Annotated in this window: 14 protein-coding genes and 2 tRNA genes; 9 read left to right on the forward strand and 7 right to left on the reverse strand. The window is 67.5% G+C overall.

The features are described from left to right. Positions 1 to 2: 2 nt before the first annotated feature. From ppdK to AC1RNQ_RS13540, 4 genes are all read right to left on the reverse strand, one after another. A complete protein-coding gene (gene ppdK / locus AC1RNQ_RS13525) occupies positions 3 to 2663 on the reverse strand; it encodes a pyruvate, phosphate dikinase (RefSeq protein ID WP_493171688.1) in 2661 nt (886 codons plus the stop codon). An 86-nt stretch (positions 2664 to 2749) separates the two neighbouring features. After that, positions 2750 to 3211 (reverse strand): hypothetical protein, encoded by a 462-nt coding sequence (locus tag AC1RNQ_RS13530; RefSeq protein WP_493171690.1) that lies wholly within the window; start codon positions 3209 to 3211, stop codon positions 2750 to 2752. Positions 3212 to 3222: 11 nt separating this feature from the next. Further along, a complete protein-coding gene (gene glyS / locus AC1RNQ_RS13535) occupies positions 3223 to 5574 on the reverse strand; it encodes a glycine--tRNA ligase subunit beta (RefSeq protein ID WP_493171906.1) in 2352 nt (783 codons plus the stop codon). 148 nt (positions 5575 to 5722) lie between these two features. Next, the gene (locus AC1RNQ_RS13540; RefSeq protein ID WP_493171908.1) at positions 5723 to 6604 is read right to left on the reverse strand and encodes a glycine--tRNA ligase subunit alpha; all 882 of its coding nucleotides are present in this window, start codon (positions 6602 to 6604) and stop codon (positions 5723 to 5725) included. A gap of 272 nt (positions 6605 to 6876) precedes the next feature. Between AC1RNQ_RS13540 and AC1RNQ_RS13545 the strand changes: the two genes are divergently transcribed. From AC1RNQ_RS13545 to AC1RNQ_RS13565, 5 genes are all read left to right on the forward strand, one after another. Then, positions 6877 to 7200 carry a UrcA family protein gene (locus AC1RNQ_RS13545; RefSeq protein WP_493171692.1) on the forward strand — a complete coding sequence of 108 codons (324 nt, stop codon included), beginning with the start codon at positions 6877 to 6879 and terminating at the stop codon, positions 7198 to 7200. Positions 7201 to 7429: 229 nt separating this feature from the next. Then, positions 7430 to 7642 (forward strand): helix-turn-helix transcriptional regulator, encoded by a 213-nt coding sequence (locus AC1RNQ_RS13550; protein ID WP_493171694.1) that lies wholly within the window; start codon positions 7430 to 7432, stop codon positions 7640 to 7642. Beyond that, positions 7632 to 8240: a hypothetical protein gene (locus AC1RNQ_RS13555; protein ID WP_493171696.1), complete on the forward strand. Its 609-nt coding sequence runs from the start codon at positions 7632 to 7634 to the stop codon at positions 8238 to 8240. The genes AC1RNQ_RS13550 and AC1RNQ_RS13555 overlap by 11 nt, the downstream gene beginning before the upstream one ends. 40 nt (positions 8241 to 8280) lie before the next feature. After that, a complete protein-coding gene (locus AC1RNQ_RS13560; RefSeq protein ID WP_493171698.1) occupies positions 8281 to 9216 on the forward strand; it encodes a TraB/GumN family protein in 936 nt (311 codons plus the stop codon). Continuing rightward, on the forward strand, positions 9213 to 10118 hold the full coding sequence (locus tag AC1RNQ_RS13565) for a TraB/GumN family protein (protein WP_493171700.1): 906 nt from the start codon (positions 9213 to 9215) through the stop codon (positions 10116 to 10118). The genes AC1RNQ_RS13560 and AC1RNQ_RS13565 overlap by 4 nt, the downstream gene beginning before the upstream one ends. Positions 10119 to 10217: 99 nt before the next feature. Here AC1RNQ_RS13565 and AC1RNQ_RS13570 read toward each other — a convergent pair whose 3' ends face one another. Both AC1RNQ_RS13570 and AC1RNQ_RS13575 read right to left on the reverse strand, forming a co-directional pair. Continuing rightward, positions 10218 to 10568, reverse strand: a complete 351-nt coding sequence (locus tag AC1RNQ_RS13570; RefSeq protein ID WP_493171702.1) for a DUF2200 domain-containing protein — start codon at positions 10566 to 10568, stop codon at positions 10218 to 10220. Positions 10569 to 10894: 326 nt separating this feature from the next. Next, positions 10895 to 11368, reverse strand: a complete 474-nt coding sequence (locus AC1RNQ_RS13575) for an Lrp/AsnC family transcriptional regulator (RefSeq protein WP_493171910.1) — start codon at positions 11366 to 11368, stop codon at positions 10895 to 10897. A 99-nt stretch (positions 11369 to 11467) separates the two neighbouring features. Here AC1RNQ_RS13575 and AC1RNQ_RS13580 point away from each other — a divergent pair, with 99 nt between their 5' ends. The 4 genes from AC1RNQ_RS13580 (at position 11468) to AC1RNQ_RS13595 (ending at position 15918) form a co-directional block, all read left to right on the forward strand. Further along, positions 11468 to 13195: a histidine kinase dimerization/phospho-acceptor domain-containing protein gene (locus tag AC1RNQ_RS13580; protein ID WP_493171704.1), complete on the forward strand. Its 1728-nt coding sequence runs from the start codon at positions 11468 to 11470 to the stop codon at positions 13193 to 13195. Between the two features lie 59 nt (positions 13196 to 13254). Next, positions 13255 to 14250 (forward strand): polysaccharide deacetylase family protein, encoded by a 996-nt coding sequence (locus tag AC1RNQ_RS13585; RefSeq protein ID WP_493171705.1) that lies wholly within the window; start codon positions 13255 to 13257, stop codon positions 14248 to 14250. Between the two features lie 55 nt (positions 14251 to 14305). Beyond that, positions 14306 to 14381: transfer RNA gene (locus AC1RNQ_RS13590), tRNA-Ile, on the forward strand. A 58-nt stretch (positions 14382 to 14439) separates the two neighbouring features. Further along, complete coding sequence (locus tag AC1RNQ_RS13595; RefSeq protein ID WP_493171707.1) at positions 14440 to 15918, forward strand: M20 family peptidase; 1479 nt, start codon at positions 14440 to 14442, stop codon at positions 15916 to 15918. 11 nt (positions 15919 to 15929) lie between these two features. On the opposite strand, the gene AC1RNQ_RS13600 is transcribed toward AC1RNQ_RS13595, so the two are convergent. Next, positions 15930 to 16006: transfer RNA gene (locus AC1RNQ_RS13600), tRNA-Pro, on the reverse strand. Positions 16007 to 16220 lie beyond the last annotated feature (214 nt).

Here is a 16220-nt window from a genome sequence, read left to right on the forward strand (position 1 = left end):
CCCTACCCCCGTTTAAGTGCCGCCTGTGCTGCCGCCAGCCGTGCAATCGGCACACGGTAAGGCGAGGCGCTGACATAGTCGAGGCCGGTTTTTTCGCAGAAATGGATGCTCGGCGCGTCGCCGCCATGCTCGCCGCAGATGCCGAGCTTGACGTTCGGGCGCGTCGCGCGACCGCGGTCGGCGGCGATCTCGATCAGCTGCCCGACGCCCTCGACGTCGAGGCTGACGAAGGGGTCGGTCAGGAAGATGCCCTTGTCGACATATTGCGTCAGGAAGCGGCCCGCGTCGTCGCGGCTGATCCCGATCGTCGTCTGGGTCAGGTCGTTGGTCCCGAAGCTGAAGAATTCGGCGCTTTCGGCGATCTCGCCCGCCATCAGCGCGGCGCGCGGCAGTTCGATCATCGTGCCGACGAGATAGGCGATCTCGCGGCCCTTTTCGGTGAACACCGCCTTGGCCTGCGCATCGACCACCGCCTTCATCAGGTCGAATTCGCGGCGCGTCGCCACCAAGGGGATCATCACCTCGGGGATCGGCGCGGCGCCGGTTTCGGCGGCGACGTCGCACGCCGCCTCGAAGATCGCGCGCGCCTGCATCTCGTAGATTTCGGGGTAGGTGACGCCGAGGCGGCAGCCGCGATGGCCGAGCATCGGGTTGAACTCGTGGAGCTCGTTGGCGCGCGCCTTGAGCGCCTCGATGCCGACGCCCGCGGCTGCGGCGACATCGGCAAAATCCTCCTCGCGCGTCGGCAGGAATTCGTGGAGCGGCGGGTCGAGCAGGCGGATCGTCACCGGCAGCCCCGCCATCACCCCGAAGATCGCGGCAAAGTCGCCGCGCTGCTCGGGGAGCAATTTCGCAAGCGCCGCGCGGCGGCCGGCTTCGCTGTCGGCGAGGATCATCTCGCGCACCGCGGTGATCCGCGCGGCGTCGAAGAACATATGCTCGGTGCGGCACAGCCCGATGCCCTCGGCGCCGAAATCGCGCGCGACCTGCGCGTCCTGCGGGGTTTCGGCGTTGGCGCGCACCTTCATCCGGCGCACCTTGTCGGCCCAGACCATCAGCGTGCCGAAATCGCCGACCAGTTCGGGCAGCAAGGTCGGAACCTCGCCCGCCATCACCTCGCCGGTCGAGCCGTCGAGGGTCAATATATCGCCTTCGCGAAGCTCGCGCCCGCCGACGCGCAGCACCCGCGCCGCACCGTCGATCGACAGCCCGCCCGCGCCCGAGACGCAGGGACGCCCCATGCCGCGCGCGACGACCGCGGCGTGGCTGGTCATCCCGCCGCGCGCGGTCAGAATGCCCTTCGCCGCGTGCATGCCGTGGATGTCCTCGGGCGAGGTTTCGACACGGACGAGGATCACGGCCTCGCCCATTTCGGCGGCCTTTTCGGCGCCATCGGCGGTGAACATGATCTTGCCCGACGCGGCGCCGGGGCTGGCGGGAAGCCCCTTGGTCAGCACGTCGCGCGGCGCCTTGGGGTCGAGCGTCGGGTGGAGCAGTTGGTCGAGCGCGCCGGGGTCGACGCGGCCGACGGCCTCCTCTTCGGTGATCAGCCCCTCGGCGGCCATGTCGACCGCAATCTTCAGCGCCGCCTTGGCGGTGCGCTTGCCCGAGCGCGTCTGCAGCATCCAGAGCGTCCCGCGTTCGACGGTGAACTCGATGTCCTGCATGTCGCGGTAATGCGTCTCGAGCGTGTCGAAGACGCGGCCCAATTCGCCGAAGGTCTCGGGCATCGCTTCTTCCATCGACGCCGGCTTGGCGCCCGCTTTCTCGCGCGCGACCTTGGTCAGATATTGCGGCGTGCGGATGCCCGCGACCACGTCCTCGCCCTGCGCGTTGATCAGCCATTCACCGTACCAGGCGCGCTCGCCGGTCGCGGGGTCGCGCGTGAAGGCGACGCCGGTCGCCGAGGTGTCGCCCATATTGCCGAACACCATCGCCTGCACATTGACCGCGGTGCCCCATTCGGCGGGGATCGAGTTCAACCGGCGATAGACTTTCGCGCGGTCGCTCTCCCAGCTCGCGAAGACCGCGCCGACCGCGCCCCACAGCTGGTCGTTCGGATCCTGCGGAAAGGGCGCGCCGGTCTCGCGCGCGACGATCGCCTGATATTCCTTGACGAGGGCCTGCCAATCCTCGGCCGACATCTCGGTATCGAGATAGAAGCCCTTGTCTTCCTTGGCGATTTCCAGCGCTTCCTCGAACTCGGCATGGTCGAGGCCCATGACGACGTCGGCGTACATCTGGACGAAGCGGCGATAGCTGTCCCACGCGAAGCGCGGGTCGCCCGACGCTTCGGACAGCCCGACGACGGTCGCGTCGTTGAGCCCCAGGTTGAGCACCGTGTCCATCATCCCCGGCATCGACACGCGCGCGCCCGAACGGACCGAGACGAGCAGCGGGTCGGCGGCATCGCCGAAGCGCTTGCCGGTGATGCCCTCGATATGCGCGATGCCCGCGGCGACCTCTTCGACCAGGCCCGCGGGGAACTGCTCGCCATTGGTGTAATATTGGGTGCAGACGTCGGTGGTGATCGTAAAGCCCGGGGGCACCGGCAAGCCGATCGAGGCCATTTCGGCGAGGTTCGACCCCTTGCCGCCCAGCAATTCCTTCGACCGCTCGGCCGTGGTGGCCGCGCCGCCGAACAAATGCACCATGCTCGTCATTTCATGCTCCTGCTGCCCCGGGGAGGAGGTTGGCGGGGAATAGGGACGTTGCCCCTTATCGTCGATTCAGTTTTCCTTTAGCGGCTTCAGGCGCGGCTGCCTCCGCCATACGAATGCCATCGCTCGGCGACCGCGCGGCCCGAACGGCCGCGCATCGCGACCACGGGCGCATCGGCGCGAAAGACCAGCCGCGTCCGGCCGTTGAAGAATCCCGTCCGCACGTCAACCTCGGCGATCTGGTCCCAGCGGATGTGCAGCAGCGGATGGAACAGCCGGAAGATGAGCTGTGGCCGCATGTAAATGCCGCGCTGGTCGATCCAGATATTCATGCAATTGCTGTAGTTGGCGATCGTGAAGAGGGAATCGCCGACCGAGAGCGATTGCGAGCCGTAGCGCGTCGCATCGTCCGGAAGCGGACGGTCGAAAGCGAAGCGGCGCGCGAGCGCCGACCAGCCCAGCCACGAAATGACGCGCGTCACGAGCACCCACAGCGCGACGAAGAAGACCGGGAAGAGAAAGGCCAGCCAGACAGGAAATTCCTGCTCCATCGCTTGGGCCTCTAGCCCTCGATCTTCGAGAAATCGGCGACCCCGTGCACCGCGCCGGTGAAGCGCGACAACAGGCCGAGGCGATAGGCGCGGACCGCTTCGTCGGGGTCGTTGACCATCACGCCCTCGAAAAATGCATCGATCGGCGCGCGGAGGCTGGCGAGCGCGGCCATGGCATCGGTGAAGCGCTCCTCGGCGACCGCGGCGGAGGCGGCGGGCTCGGCGGCGTCGAGCGCGGCGAGGAGAGCCCGATCCACATCCGTCGCCCCCGCGAAGGCGGGGGCCGTTGTGTTCGGCGCGCTAACCCCAGCGGCCCCCGCCTCCGCGGGGGCGACGGGGATATCCGCCTGCTTCAATATATTCGCCGCGCGCTTGTAGCCCGCGAGCAGGTTGGCGCCGTCCTCGGTCGCCATGAACGCCTGCAACGCCTTCACGCGAGCGAGCAGGCGAACGAGATCATCCTCGCCGCCAAGCGCGAACACCGCGTCGATCAGGTCGTGCCGGACGCCGGCTTCGCGCTGCTGGACCTTGAGGCGGTCGGCGAAGAAGTCGAGAAGTTCTGCGGCAGCTGGCCAGATGGCTGTAAACTGCGCTTCAAAACGCTGTTTATGGGCGCCACGCTCGGCCTCATTGATAGCTTGAAACGCAGATGCAATGCCATTGTCGTTGCGCGATAACTCGCCAAACATAAGCTTCGACCTGAGCTCCGTCGCAGCAGTTTTAACTGCTTTATCGTCGATAACCCGTAATCCCATCGCCATTCGAGAGGAGACAAGGATTGGCATCCTTATAGACGTTGCCTCAATCGTGCGAATGACTGCGAGCGCCGCTCGACGTAGCGCAAATGGATCTTTTGAACCGGTCGGGGCAATGCCTTCAAAGAAAAACTGAGCCAAGCTGTCCAGCTTATCCGCCAACGCCACAGCCACCGTCACCGGCGCCGTCGGCACGTCGTCGCCCTGCCCGACCGGCTTGTAATGGTCGCGGATCGCGTCGGCGACCGCATCGGGCAGGCCTTCGGCGCGGGCGTAGTAGCCGCCCATCAGGCCTTGTAGTTCGGGGAATTCGCCGACCATTTCGGTGACGAGATCGGCCTTGGCCAGACGCGCGGCGAGTTCGGCTTGGTCGGCCAGAATCTCCCTCTCCCCTTCAGGGGAGAGGGCCGGGGAGAGGGGGACATCGGCCGGAACGGAAGCCGCTTCGGCCCCCTCTCCCAACCCTCTCCCCTGAAGGGGAGAGGGCTTTACGATGCCTTCTTCGACCAGCCACCGCGCCAGCTTCGCCACGCGCTCGACCTTGTCGGCAACGGTCCCCAGCTTTTCGTGGAAGGTGATGTTCGCCAGCTTCTCGGCGTGCTGCGCGAGCGTCTTCTTCTGGTCCTGTTCCCAGAAGAAGCGCGCGTCCGAAAGCCGCGCCGCCAGCACCTTGCGGTTGCCCGCGACGATCTCCGCGCCGCCATCGACCGCGTCGATGTTCGCGGTACAGACGAACCCGTTCGCCAGCTTGCCGCCCGCGTCGTTCACCACGAAATATTTCTGGTTCACCCGCGCGGTCAGCTGGATGACCTCGGGCGGCACATCCAGGAACGCTTCGTCGAAGCGGCCGAGCAAAGGCACCGGCCATTCGGTAAGCCCCGCATTCTCGATCACCAGCCCCTCGTCCGCGACGAGGCTCAGCCCCGCATCGGTCGCGGCCTTCGCCGCGCCGCTACGGATAATGCTCTGCCGCTCCTCATGATCGACGATGACATGGCACGCGCGCAGCTTCTCGGCATAGTCCGATGCCGAGCCGATCGTGATCTCGCCCGGGCAGTGGAAGCGGTGGCCCCGCGTCGCGAAACCTGTAGAAATCCCGCTCACTTCACACGCAACGAGGTCTTCGCCGAAGATCGCGACGATGCCCGAGAGCGGACGCACCCAACGCAGGCTTTCGCTGCTCGCGCTGTCCTTGCCCCAGCGCATCGACTTGGGCCAGGCGAAGGCCCGGACGATCGCAGGGATCGCCTCGGCGAGCACGGCGGCGGTCGCGCGGCCGGGCTTGTCGATCACCGCGAAATACACGCCGTCGCGGTCTTCGAGCTGGTCTTGGCGAAGGCCGGTCTTGCGCAGGAAGCCTTCGAGCGCCTGCGGCGGCGCACTGCTGCGCGGGCCCTTCAGTTCCTCGCTGACTGCGGCGGTCGCCTCGGGCAGGTCGCGCGCAATCAGCGCAAGGCGGCGCGGCGTCGACCAGATGGTCAGCTCGCCCGTTTCGAGCCCTGCCGCGCTCAACTGCGCACGGAACAATTTTTCGAGCTCGGCGCGCGCACCGGCCTGCATCCGGGCGGGGATTTCTTCCGAGCGCAGTTCGAGAAGAAAGTCGGTCATTGCGGGTCCTCCCCGGCACGGGGAGGGGGACCAGCGAAGCTGGTGGAGGGGCACGGGCCCGCATCCGCCGCGTTCAACTGCACGTACCCCTCCACCATGCTTCGCATGGTCCCCCTCCCCCGTTGGGGGAGGATCGTTGCGGCGGCCATCACAGCGTCCACCCCGGATATTTTGCGGTCCAGCGCTCGGACTGGCTGTCGATCCACGCCTTGCAGCTGCCCTTCGCGAGATCGCGGACGCGCGCCATATAATTGGCGCGTTCCTGCACGCTGATCACGCCGCGCGCCTGCAGGAGGTTGAACAAATGGCTCGCCTCGATCGCCTGGTCATAAGCCGCGAGCGGCACCCCCGCTTCGATCGCGCGGTTGCATTCGGCCTCGGCGGCCTTGAACCCCGCAAACAGGCTGTCGGTGTCGGCAACCTCGAAATTCCATTTCGAGAATTGGCGCTCATTCTCGAGGAACACGTCGCCATAGCTCACCGCCGCGACATCACCGACCGCGTCCGAAAAGCGCAGGTCGTACACATTGTCGACATTCTGGATATACATGGCGAGGCGTTCGAGCCCGTAGGTGAGCTCGCCCGCGACGGGCTTGCAGTCGAAGCCGCCCATCTGCTGGAAATAGGTGAACTGGGTGACTTCCATCCCGTCGCACCAGACTTCCCAGCCCAGTCCCCACGCGCCCAATGTGGGCGATTCCCAATCGTCCTCGACGAAGCGGATATCGTGGAGCAGCGGGTCGATGCCGATCGCGGCGAGGCTCCCCAGATATTGATCCTGCAGGTCGGCGGGCGAGGGCTTCAGGATCACCTGATACTGGTAATAATGCTGGAGGCGGTTGGGGTTCTCGCCATAGCGGCCGTCGGTCGGCCGCCGGCTCGGCTGGACATAGGCGACGTTCCACGGCTCGGGGCCGAGGCTGCGCAGCGTCGTCGCGGGGTGAAACGTCCCCGCCCCCACGCGCATGTCATAGGGCTGCAGGATCGCGCAGCCGCGCGCGCTCCAATAGGCGTGCAGCGTCAGGATCATGTCCTGGAAACTCAGGGGTTGCTTGGCGTCCGCCTCGGCCACGGCCGGTTTTCCTTCGGGAGGTGCAAAAAATCGCCGCCGCATTGGCCCAGCGTAGCGTCAGGGTCAAGGCTCCGCGCCCCGCCCCGCGCGCCGAAATCCGGGACCTTTGTCAGGTGTCCAAAACTTTTTGTCAGGTGTTATTGACATAGTCAGCGAATCGCGACATATAGTCAACAACACCTGACACAAAGACAGGTGGCCATGACCAACACGACCCAAGGAGAATGACCATGATGACCCGCACCCTGATCCTCGCCCTCTCACTCACCGTCGCCCCGACCCCCGCGCTCGCCGCCGAGCAGCCCACCGCCGAAGTCCGCATCGCCGACCTGAACCTGACCACCGCGCGCGACCAGCAGCGCCTCGAGACCCGCGTGAAGAGCGCCGCGCGCACCCTGTGCCGCACCGGCATCGGCGGCACCGCCGAGCGCGCCCGCGAAACGCAGTGCATCGCCGACGCGCTCGCCGCCGCGAAGCTGCAGGCCGACCGCGCCATCGCCCGCGCCGCGGGCAGCACCCAGCTCGCGCTGCTGATGGTCCAGAACGCCCGCTGAGCCGCGGCGAGCCCATGTTCGACGTCTTGCCCCGTTCGATGCTCCCCGGTGTCGGCAGGCGAGCCGGGCTGGAGCGCCCTCCTCCCCGAAGGCGCTCCAGCTCCTTGAAAGCCAGGACATGCATGCCGCACCGAACCATCCCGCCGCAGGGGCCGACCCCAAATTGCCGTTTGCCGACAGCGCCCGGGCTTGCCATGGCGGTTCGAACGCTAGGACTGGCGAGGCACCGATGAACAACAAGCTGAAAGTGCTGCGCGCGATGCGAAACTGGAGCCAGGCCGAACTGGCCGAGCGGCTCGACGTTTCGCGGCAGGCGGTGAACGCGATCGAGACAGGGAAATACGACCCGTCGCTGCCGCTCGCCTTCAAGCTCGCGCGGCTGTTCGACATGCCGATCGAGGAAATTTTCGATTATGGCGAAGGAAATGACGATGGCAACTGAGCCAAAGGAACCCCGCGCACCGAACATGATCTGGCCGATCGCAATCGGCCTGTGCACCGCGATGCTCGCGGGCGGGGTCGCCGGCTATAACCAGGCGGCATTGAATTCGGGCGACCCGCTCCTCGCGTCGTGGGTCGGGCCGCTGGTCGCGATCGCCTTCGGTGTCGCCGCGATGTGGCTCTATGTCCGCCGCCACGCCGCGTATTTCCGGAGCTGGTCGTCGCGCAAGCGGCTCTACTGGATCAGCCTCATCGGGTCGGGCGCGCTGGGTCTGGTCTCGGCGATCCTGCTGCAGTCGGAGGGCGACCTGCTGGTGAGCAACGCGGCGCTGTCGCCGACCAACGCCTACGCCCTCTCTTTGCTGTGGGTTGCCGGGCTCGCAGTCGCGCTGGTCGTCTACCACCGCTCGATCGACGACCATGAGCGGCAAGCCTATCATCTCGGCGCGCTGGCGGGTTTTTACGCCTTCGTCTTTCCCTGCCCGGTCTGGTGGGTGCTGCACCGCGCCGGGCTGGCGCCGCCGGTCGACGCGATGCTGCTGTTCCTGGCCAGCATGGTCGCCAACGCGCTCGTCTATTGCTGGTTCAAGTTCCGCTGACCCCGCCGGATCCCCCTTCAGACCGAAAGTTCCCATGGCCATGAAACGCCTGTTCAAGACCCTCGCCGCGACCTGCGCGATCATCCCTTTCGCGCAATGCGCGATGCTGCCGGGCAGCAACGCCGCGCGCGCCGCCGAACCCGCCGAGGCCGCCGCCCCGACCGTCGACGCCGACCCCGCTTTGTGGGTGGTGAAGGACGACGACACGACCATCTATCTGTTCGGCACCGTTCATTTCCTGAAACCCGGGCTCGGCTGGTTCGACGAGGCGGTGAAGACCGCGTTCGACGGCTCGGACGAGCTGATGCTCGAAATGCTGATGCCCGAGAACCCCGCCGCAGTGAAGGCGGTGACCGAGAAGATGGCGATCGATCCCGCGGGACGCACGATGGCCAGCCGGATGAGCAAGGAAGCGTATGACGCCTATGCCGCGTCGATGGTCTCGGTCGGGTTGCCGCCCGAGAAATTCGAGACCTACGAACCCTGGTTCCTCGCGGTCAACCTGTCGGTGCTGCCGCTGCTGATCCAGGGTTACGACCCCCAGCTTGGCCCCGAAATGACGCTGACGCGCGCCGCGAAGGCGAGCGGCAAGCCGATCGGCGCCTTCGAGACGGTCGAGGAGCAGTATGGCTTTTTCGACACGCTGTCCGACGCGTCGCAGCTCGCCTATCTGGACACCGTGGTGCGCGACATGGACAAGGTCGTCCCGACGCTCGATACTTTGGTCGCGCAATGGGCGAAGGGCGACCCCGTCGCGCTCGCCGCGACGATGAACGAGAGCATGACCGAAACCCCCGAACTCGCAAAGATCCTGCTGTTCGACCGCAACGCGCGCTGGGCCGGCACGATCAAGGCGCGGCTGGGCAGGCCCGGCACCGTCTTCGTCGCGGTCGGCGCCGGGCACCTCGCGGGCGACAGGAGCGTGCAGGCCTATCTGGCCGAGCGCGGCTTGACCGTGCAGCGGATCGACTATTGACCGCCGGCGCGCGCGCGTTCCTTCGCGGGGGTCGCCGCGCCGCGGCCGCCCTGTCGGCGTGCCTGCTCGCGGCATGCGGCGCCCCCGCCGAGCATGAGGTCGCCAAGCCCGCGATGTGGTTGGTCGAGGACGACGACACGCGGCTCTATTTGCTCGGCACGATGCACGCGCTGCCCGCGGCGACCGACTGGGACGGCGGCAAGGTCGGCGATGCCGTCGCCGCCGCCGACGAGCTGGTGCTCGAACTCTCGCCGGCCGAACTCGCCAAGGTCGGCGGCATATTCCAGCGGCTGGCGCCGCGCGACGCACCGCTGCCGGTCGACCGCCGCCTGCCCGCCGACGCGCTCGCCGCCTATCGCGCGCTCGAGGCGAGCGGTCCCGGCCAGCCCTTCGGCGGCGATACGCTCGACGATTGGGCGGTGATGGTGCTGATGGGCCAGCGCGTCGCGCAGAACGCCGCACTATCGCCGGCGAACGGCGTCGAGACGCGGCTGACCGTGGCCTTCGCGAACGCGGGCAAGCCGGTCAGCGGCCTCGAAAGTGCCGAGGCGCAGCTGATGTTCTTCGAAACGCTCGATGCGCCGACGCAGCGCGCCTTGCTCACCAACGCCGCCGCGGGCGCAGGCGACGCGGTCGCCGAGGTCGGCGCGCTGACCGCGGCCTGGTCGCGCGGCGATATCGCCACGCTGGAGAAGATGGTCAACGAGGATGTCGACACCGTCCCGGCGGCGCGCGCGGCGCTCCTCACCGAGCGCAACCGCGCCTGGAGCCTATGGGCAAAGGCGCGGATGGAGCGGCCGGGCACGCTACTGGTCGCGGTCGGCACCGGCCATCTGATCGGCAAGGACGGGCTGCCGACGCTGCTGCAGGCCGAGGGGCTGAAGGTCACGCGCGTGCAGTGAAATGAGCGACTGTGTCGGTCTCAAACTCGCCTGCCAACGGCGGCCGTGGGGTACGGAGCGACCTGCCACCTCCCCATGGCTGCGCCAAGGGGAGGATCTTTAACCCCGCAAGATCTTCTCCATCTTCTTGCCCTTGGCGAGCTCGTCGATCAGCTTGTCGAGATAGCGCAGCTCGCGCATCAGCGGCTCTTCGATAGTCTCGACGCGGATCCCGCATATCACCCCGGTGATCAGCGACCGCGCGGGGTTCAGCGCCGGCGCCTTCGCAAAGAAATCCTCGAAGCTTGTCCCTTTTGCCAGCTCGGCCTCCAGCCCCTTCCGGTCATAGCCCGTCAGCCAGCGGAAAATCTCGTCGACCTCGGCCTTGCTACGCCCCTTCTTCTCGGCCTTGGCGATATAGTGCGGGTACACGCTCGCGACGCTGATCGAATAGATGCGGTGCTTGGTCATGGGGTGCGCTTCTACGCCAAGCGTCCTCCTCCGTCATCCCGGACTTGATCCGGGTTCCGGCTTTCAATGGCCGCTTGGGGCTGGGGAGCGGACGGTGCCGATCCTCCCCGGCACGGGGAGGGGGACCAGCGAAGCTGGTGGAGGGGCACAGGCGGTTTGCCTTGCCGTCGAGGTCGTGCACCACGGCTTCGCTAAAGGAAATGAGGGGCTCTTCGGTTGAGCGCCGCGGTAACCTCCTGTGCCCCTCCACCACCCTCCGGGTGGTCCCCCTCCCCCGTTGGGGGAGGATCGCTTATGCCCGCCCGGGGCCGGCCACCGCCCTCCCCTCAAGCCTCGACCGGAATCCCCGCCAGCTGTTTCGCGGTCCGGATCGTCAGCGAGGTCTTCACGCTCGTCACATTCGGCGCCGAGGTCAGATGCGCGGTCAGGAAGGACTGGAAACTCTGCAAATCGCGCGCGACCACCTTCAGCAGAAAGTCGATCTCGCCGTTCAGCATATAGCATTCGCGCACCTCGGGCAGCGCGCCGACATAATCCTCGAACGCCTTCAGATCGGCCTCGGCCTGGCTGCGCAGGCTGACCATCGCGAACACCGTGATGCCATAGCCCAGCTTCGCCGCGTCGAGGTCGGCGTGATAGCTGCGGATCACCCCCGATTCTTCGAGCGCGCGTACGCGGCGCAGGCATGGCGGGGCGGTCAGCCCGACCAGCTGGGCAAGCTCGACATTGGTCATCCGGCCGTCTTTCTGCAGCTCGTGCAGGATTTGCAGGTCGATCTGATCGAATTTCTGGCTCGCCATCATTGTAACTTCCGTTTCCCTCTGATGGCGAAGACCATAATTATATTTCAGGCGATTGCAATTGTCCCACAATGCGACGCGCGTGGTTAAGGTGCTTTCATGACCGCGGGATTCACGCTAGCCGGTAAACATACGCTAACCAACAACAAGGGTGGGGGCCCGCGCCGCGTGACCGCCGATACGATGATTGCGACCATCTTGCGCCAGGCTCCGGCCGACCGGCGGTCGTGCGTCGCGGCGTGGCGGCAGCTCTCCGATATTCTGGCGCAGCGCGGCAATCAACTGGGCGATGACGATATTCGTCGCTCGCTGCACGCGCTCGCGGTTTTGCGGCCGCAAATCCCCGAGGGCGTCCGCCGCGATTGCGCCACGGCGATCGCGCGGCACAGCCGTTTTGCGCCGATCGTCGCGCTCTACGCCAACGACGTCCCTGCGGTGTCGCTCCCGATGCTGCGCGACGCGCAACTGTCGGAGGCCGACTGGCTTGCGCTGTTGCCCGCGACCGGGCCAATGGCGCGCTCTTTCCTCGCCGCGCGCGGCGATCTTCCCGAGGGGGTCAATCGCGCGCTCGCCAGCCTCGGCGCGGCGTCGGTCGCGCTGCCGCAGCCCGCGCCCGTCGCCGAGGCTCCCCCAGCCGAGCCCGTTGCCGCCGCGGCCGAATCGCCCGCGCCGGTCGAAAGCGAGCCGAGCCAGATCAGCGAGCTCGTCCGCCGCATCGACAAATATCAGTCGGCGCGCGGCCAGACGGCCGCCGAGCCGCGCCCGGCGCAGCCCGCGCGCGAATCCTTCCTCTTCGAGACGGGCCCCGACGGCGTGATCCACTGGGTCGAAGGCGTTCCGCGCGGCGCGGTGATCGGCCTGTCGATCGCCGAGGCGGCGCTTGGCGGCGAGCCCGGCACCGACGGCGTCGCCGCCGGCGCCTTCCGCCAGCGTGCCGAAATGATCAACGCGCGGATGATGCTCGAGGGGGCCGAGGCCGACGCCGGCGAATGGCGCTTTTCGGCGCTGCCCTGGTTCGACCGGTCGACCGGCCAGTTCCGCGGCTATCGCGGCAGCGCGCGGCGCCCGCAGCGCAACGAAATCCCCTACGGGCTGCCCGTCGAGGACAATGCCGGCGATTCGATCCGCCAGCTGATCCACGAACTGCGCAGCCCGCTCAATGCGATCTCGGGCTTTGCGCAGATCATCTCGGGCCAGATGTTCGGCCCCGTAAGCCACACCTATCGCGCCATGGCCGACACGATCGTCGCCGATGCCGCCACGGTGCAGGCGCTCATCGACGACCTGCAGACCGCGACGCGCGCCGCCGCCGAACCCGTGGTCCCCGCGGGCGAGCACAGCGACATCGGCGCGATCACCGCGCAGGTCGAACGCGACCTCGCGCCGCTGCTCGCCGACCATGGCGTCGCGATCAGCATCTCGCGCGTCGGCGGGCCGTTCCACGCCGCGGTCGAGGATATCGCGGCGCGGCGGATGGTCGGCCGCCTGATCACCGCGCTCGTCGACGTCTCCGAATCGAACGGCTCGCTCGTCGGCCAGTTGCTCACCGACAACGCGCAGAAGGACGAGCTGCAGCTCCGCCTCGTCCGCCCGGTCGCGATCCGCTTCACCCCCGCGCGCGACCTGCTCGATCCGAGCTACAGTCCCGAGGGCGACGCACCCGGCGCGGCGATCCTCAGCCTCGGTTTCTCGCTGCGGCTCGTCGACAGCCTCGCGCGGGCTGCCGGGGGACGCCTCGATATCGGGCATAACGCCTTGACCTTGCACCTTCCCTCGGCCAGTCCGGGCGCTGCTGCGGACCGGCCGGTCCCGCAGCAGGGCGATTGACCGGAGCGGGGCGCTTCGGGAGCATAGGGGAAAGTCCGGTGCCGCAGGCCGGAAGTCTTTTGGCGTCTCCGAACGCGTCCGATGTCGTGACGCTCGGCGCGGACGAGCGCCCGCGTTTCTGGGTCACCATCGACACCGAAGAGGATTTCGACTGGTCGGCGCCCTTCGCGCGTACCGGCTATCGCCTCGACTCGGTCCCGGCGCTCGCCGACTGCCAGCGCTATTTCGAGGCGGCGGGGGTCGCGCCCATCTACCTCGTCGACTGGCCGATCGTCGCCGATAACGCCGCGGCCGACATCCTCGGCGCGGCGCAGGCCGCAGGGCGCTGCGACATCGGGGCGCAGCTCCACCCCTGGGTCACCCCGCCGCACGACGAAAAGGTCGGCGAACGCAACAGCTATACCGGCAACCTCCCGGTCGAACTCCAGCGCGCCAAGATGACCGCGCTGCGCGACGCGATACGGGATCGCTTCGGCGTCCCGCCGCTCGTCTATCGCGCCGGGCGTTACGGCCTCGGCGACTATACCGCCGCGATGCTCGCCGACCTCGGCTTCCGCTGCGACACCTCGGTGCGCTCGGGCTTCGACTATCGCAGCGGACACGGCCCCGACTATCACGCGATGCCGCTCAAACCCTGGTGGGTCGAGACGCACGGCCGGACGATCCTCGAGGTGCCGGTGACGACGGTCTTCGGGGGCCTGCTGAAGGGACTCGGCCGCCCCGCCTATCACCGCGCCGGCGCCAGCGGCCGCGCCGCGCTCGCGCGCCTCGGGCTCTCCGAGCGCATCGCGCTCACGCCCGAGGGCATTCCCGCCGAGCGCGCGTGCAAGGCGATCGACATCGCGGTCGCCCAGCGGCTCCCGGTGCTCAACTTCTCCTTCCATTCGCCCTCGCTCCAGCCGGGCAACACCCCTTATGTCCGCACCGACGCCGACCTCGCCGCCTTCTACCGCTGGTGGGACGTCGTGCTCGAACATCTGGCGAAGCGCGGGATCGAACCGACCACCGCGACCGAGATTTTGGCGATGGCGGAGCGCCGCGCGGGCGCGGGCTGAGCTTGGTGCTTGCCAAGGCTCGCCGCGCTCCGCTATCGCCCGTGCGTCCCCACGGGGGCCTGTAGCTCAATGGTTAGAGCTGGCCGCTCATAACGGCTAGGTTGCGGGTTCGAGTCCTGCCGGGCCCACCATTTTCCTTGCATATCGAAACCCATCCCGCTCCATATCGGAAACGATAAGGGGGAGGCGATGATGGGCAAGAAACGGACGATCCTGCTGGGCGGGCTGGCGGTGCTCGCCGTGATCGCCGGAACCGTGGCGGTGCGGACGGCGAGCTTCGCGCCCGCCGATATCGCCGACGGCAGCGACGTCCGCCTCGCGGCGATCCCGGCCTATGATCTCGACGCCGCGGTCGCGCATTTGAGCGCCGCGGCGCAGATCCGGACGATCTCGCACCAGGACCCCGCCGACAACCAGGTCACCGAATGGGACAGGCTCCACGCCCTTCTCGCCGCCGCCTATCCCGCGACGCACAGTGCGACGACGCGCACGATCCTGCCCAACCGGACGCTCGTCTATCACTGGCCGGGCAGCGATGCGTCGCTCGAGCCGATCATCGTCATGGCGCATCAGGACGTCGTGCCGGTGACCGAGGGGACCGAGAAGGACTGGAAATACCCGCCCTTCGCGGGGACGGTCGCCGAAGCGGCGGTGTGGGGCCGCGGCACCGTCGACGACAAGGGCTCGCTGATCGGGCTGTTCGAGGCGATCGAGGCGCTCGCGAAATCGGGCTTCAAGCCGAAGCGCGGCATTTACCTGGTCTCGGGCCACGACGAGGAAGCGGGCGGAAGCGGCGCGGTCGCCGCGGCGGCGATGCTGAAGGCCGAGGGGGTAAAGGCGATCTTCACCCTCGACGAGGGCAGCATCGTACTGACCGACACCCCGGTGATCGACGGCCCCGCGATCATGATCGGTATCGCCGAAAAGGGCTATGCGACGCTCAAGGTTACCGCCAATGCGCCCGGCGGACACAGCTCGATGCCGCCCGTGCAGACCGGGGTCGAGACGCTGGCCAAGGCGGTGCTCGACATCACCGGCAATCCCTTTCCGATCGAACTGCGCGGCCCCGGCGCCTCGATGATCGAGGCGCTCGCGGAAAAGAAGGGCGGCACCACCAGGATGGCGGTCGCCAACCCCTGGCTCTTCGCCCCGCTGCTCAAGCGCCAGCTCGGCGCGGCGCCGACCACCGCCGCGGCCTTCCACACCACCATCGCGCCGACGATGCTGCAGGGCAGCCCCAAGGAGAATGTCCTGCCGCAATCGGCCAATGCGCTGATCAACTATCGCATCGCGCCGTGGAACCGGTCGGCCGACGTCATGGCGCGCGCCAAGGCGGCGGTCGGCGACCTGCCGGTCGATCTTGCCTGGACCGGCACCCCGCGCGAGCCCAGCCGCGTCTCGTCGACCAGTTCGCAGGGCTGGAAATGGATCGCCGCCGCCGCGCGCGCCGACGCGCCGCAGGCGGTGCTCACCCCGACCCTCGTCGTCGCGGGCACCGACAGCCGCAGCATGGAGCCGGTGTCGAAGGACGTCTACCGCTTCATGCCGATGCATTTCTCGCTGAAGGAATCGGCGATGATCCACGGCACCAACGAGCATATGAAGATCGACAGCTTCAAGCGCATGATCAATTTCTACGCGCGGCTGATCGCGACCTCGGCGGGATAGCTGGAGGAAAATGGTCGGGGAGACAGGATTCGAACCTGCGACATCTTGCTCCCAAAGCAAGCGCGCTACCGGGCTGCGCCACTCCCCGAACCGCGATGGGCCTTAGAGCGGCGATCCGGACAAGTCCATCCCGTCGATGCCGGGTGGGTGGGGAGCTGCTTGGCGGGCCTCGCTTTTGGGGTGGTGAGCGGACGTCGTCGCTTTTTACTTCGTCATCCCGGACTTGATCCGGGATCCGCCTTTTTCTTCAGGACAAGGCAGGCCCCGGGTCAAGCCCGGGGTGACGGTTGTGGATTATCGCA

Source organism: Sphingopyxis sp. GW821-FHT12F08, from assembly GCF_058806755.1.

What these genes read in the sequence shown, in the direction of transcription:
- glyS (WP_493171906.1), bottom strand. Translation starts at nt 5,574, where the DNA reads ATGACCGACTTTCTTCTCGAACTGCGCTCGGAAGAAATCCCCGCCCGG.
- AC1RNQ_RS13550 (WP_493171694.1), top strand. Translation starts at nt 7,430, where the DNA reads ATGAACAACAAGCTGAAAGTGCTGCGCGCGATGCGAAACTGGAGCCAG.
- AC1RNQ_RS13530 (WP_493171690.1), bottom strand. Translation starts at nt 3,211, where the DNA reads ATGGAGCAGGAATTTCCTGTCTGGCTGGCCTTTCTCTTCCCGGTCTTC.
- AC1RNQ_RS13545 (WP_493171692.1), top strand. Translation starts at nt 6,877, where the DNA reads ATGATGACCCGCACCCTGATCCTCGCCCTCTCACTCACCGTCGCCCCG.
- AC1RNQ_RS13580 (WP_493171704.1), top strand. Translation starts at nt 11,468, where the DNA reads ATGACCGCGGGATTCACGCTAGCCGGTAAACATACGCTAACCAACAAC.
- ppdK (WP_493171688.1), bottom strand. Translation starts at nt 2,663, where the DNA reads ATGACGAGCATGGTGCATTTGTTCGGCGGCGCGGCCACCACGGCCGAG.
- AC1RNQ_RS13555 (WP_493171696.1), top strand. Translation starts at nt 7,632, where the DNA reads ATGGCAACTGAGCCAAAGGAACCCCGCGCACCGAACATGATCTGGCCG.
- AC1RNQ_RS13560 (WP_493171698.1), top strand. Translation starts at nt 8,281, where the DNA reads ATGAAACGCCTGTTCAAGACCCTCGCCGCGACCTGCGCGATCATCCCT.
- AC1RNQ_RS13570 (WP_493171702.1), bottom strand. Translation starts at nt 10,568, where the DNA reads ATGACCAAGCACCGCATCTATTCGATCAGCGTCGCGAGCGTGTACCCG.
- AC1RNQ_RS13595 (WP_493171707.1), top strand. Translation starts at nt 14,440, where the DNA reads ATGATGGGCAAGAAACGGACGATCCTGCTGGGCGGGCTGGCGGTGCTC.
- AC1RNQ_RS13575 (WP_493171910.1), bottom strand. Translation starts at nt 11,368, where the DNA reads ATGGCGAGCCAGAAATTCGATCAGATCGACCTGCAAATCCTGCACGAG.
- AC1RNQ_RS13540 (WP_493171908.1), bottom strand. Translation starts at nt 6,604, where the DNA reads ATGATCCTGACGCTGCACGCCTATTGGAGCGCGCGCGGCTGCGCGATC.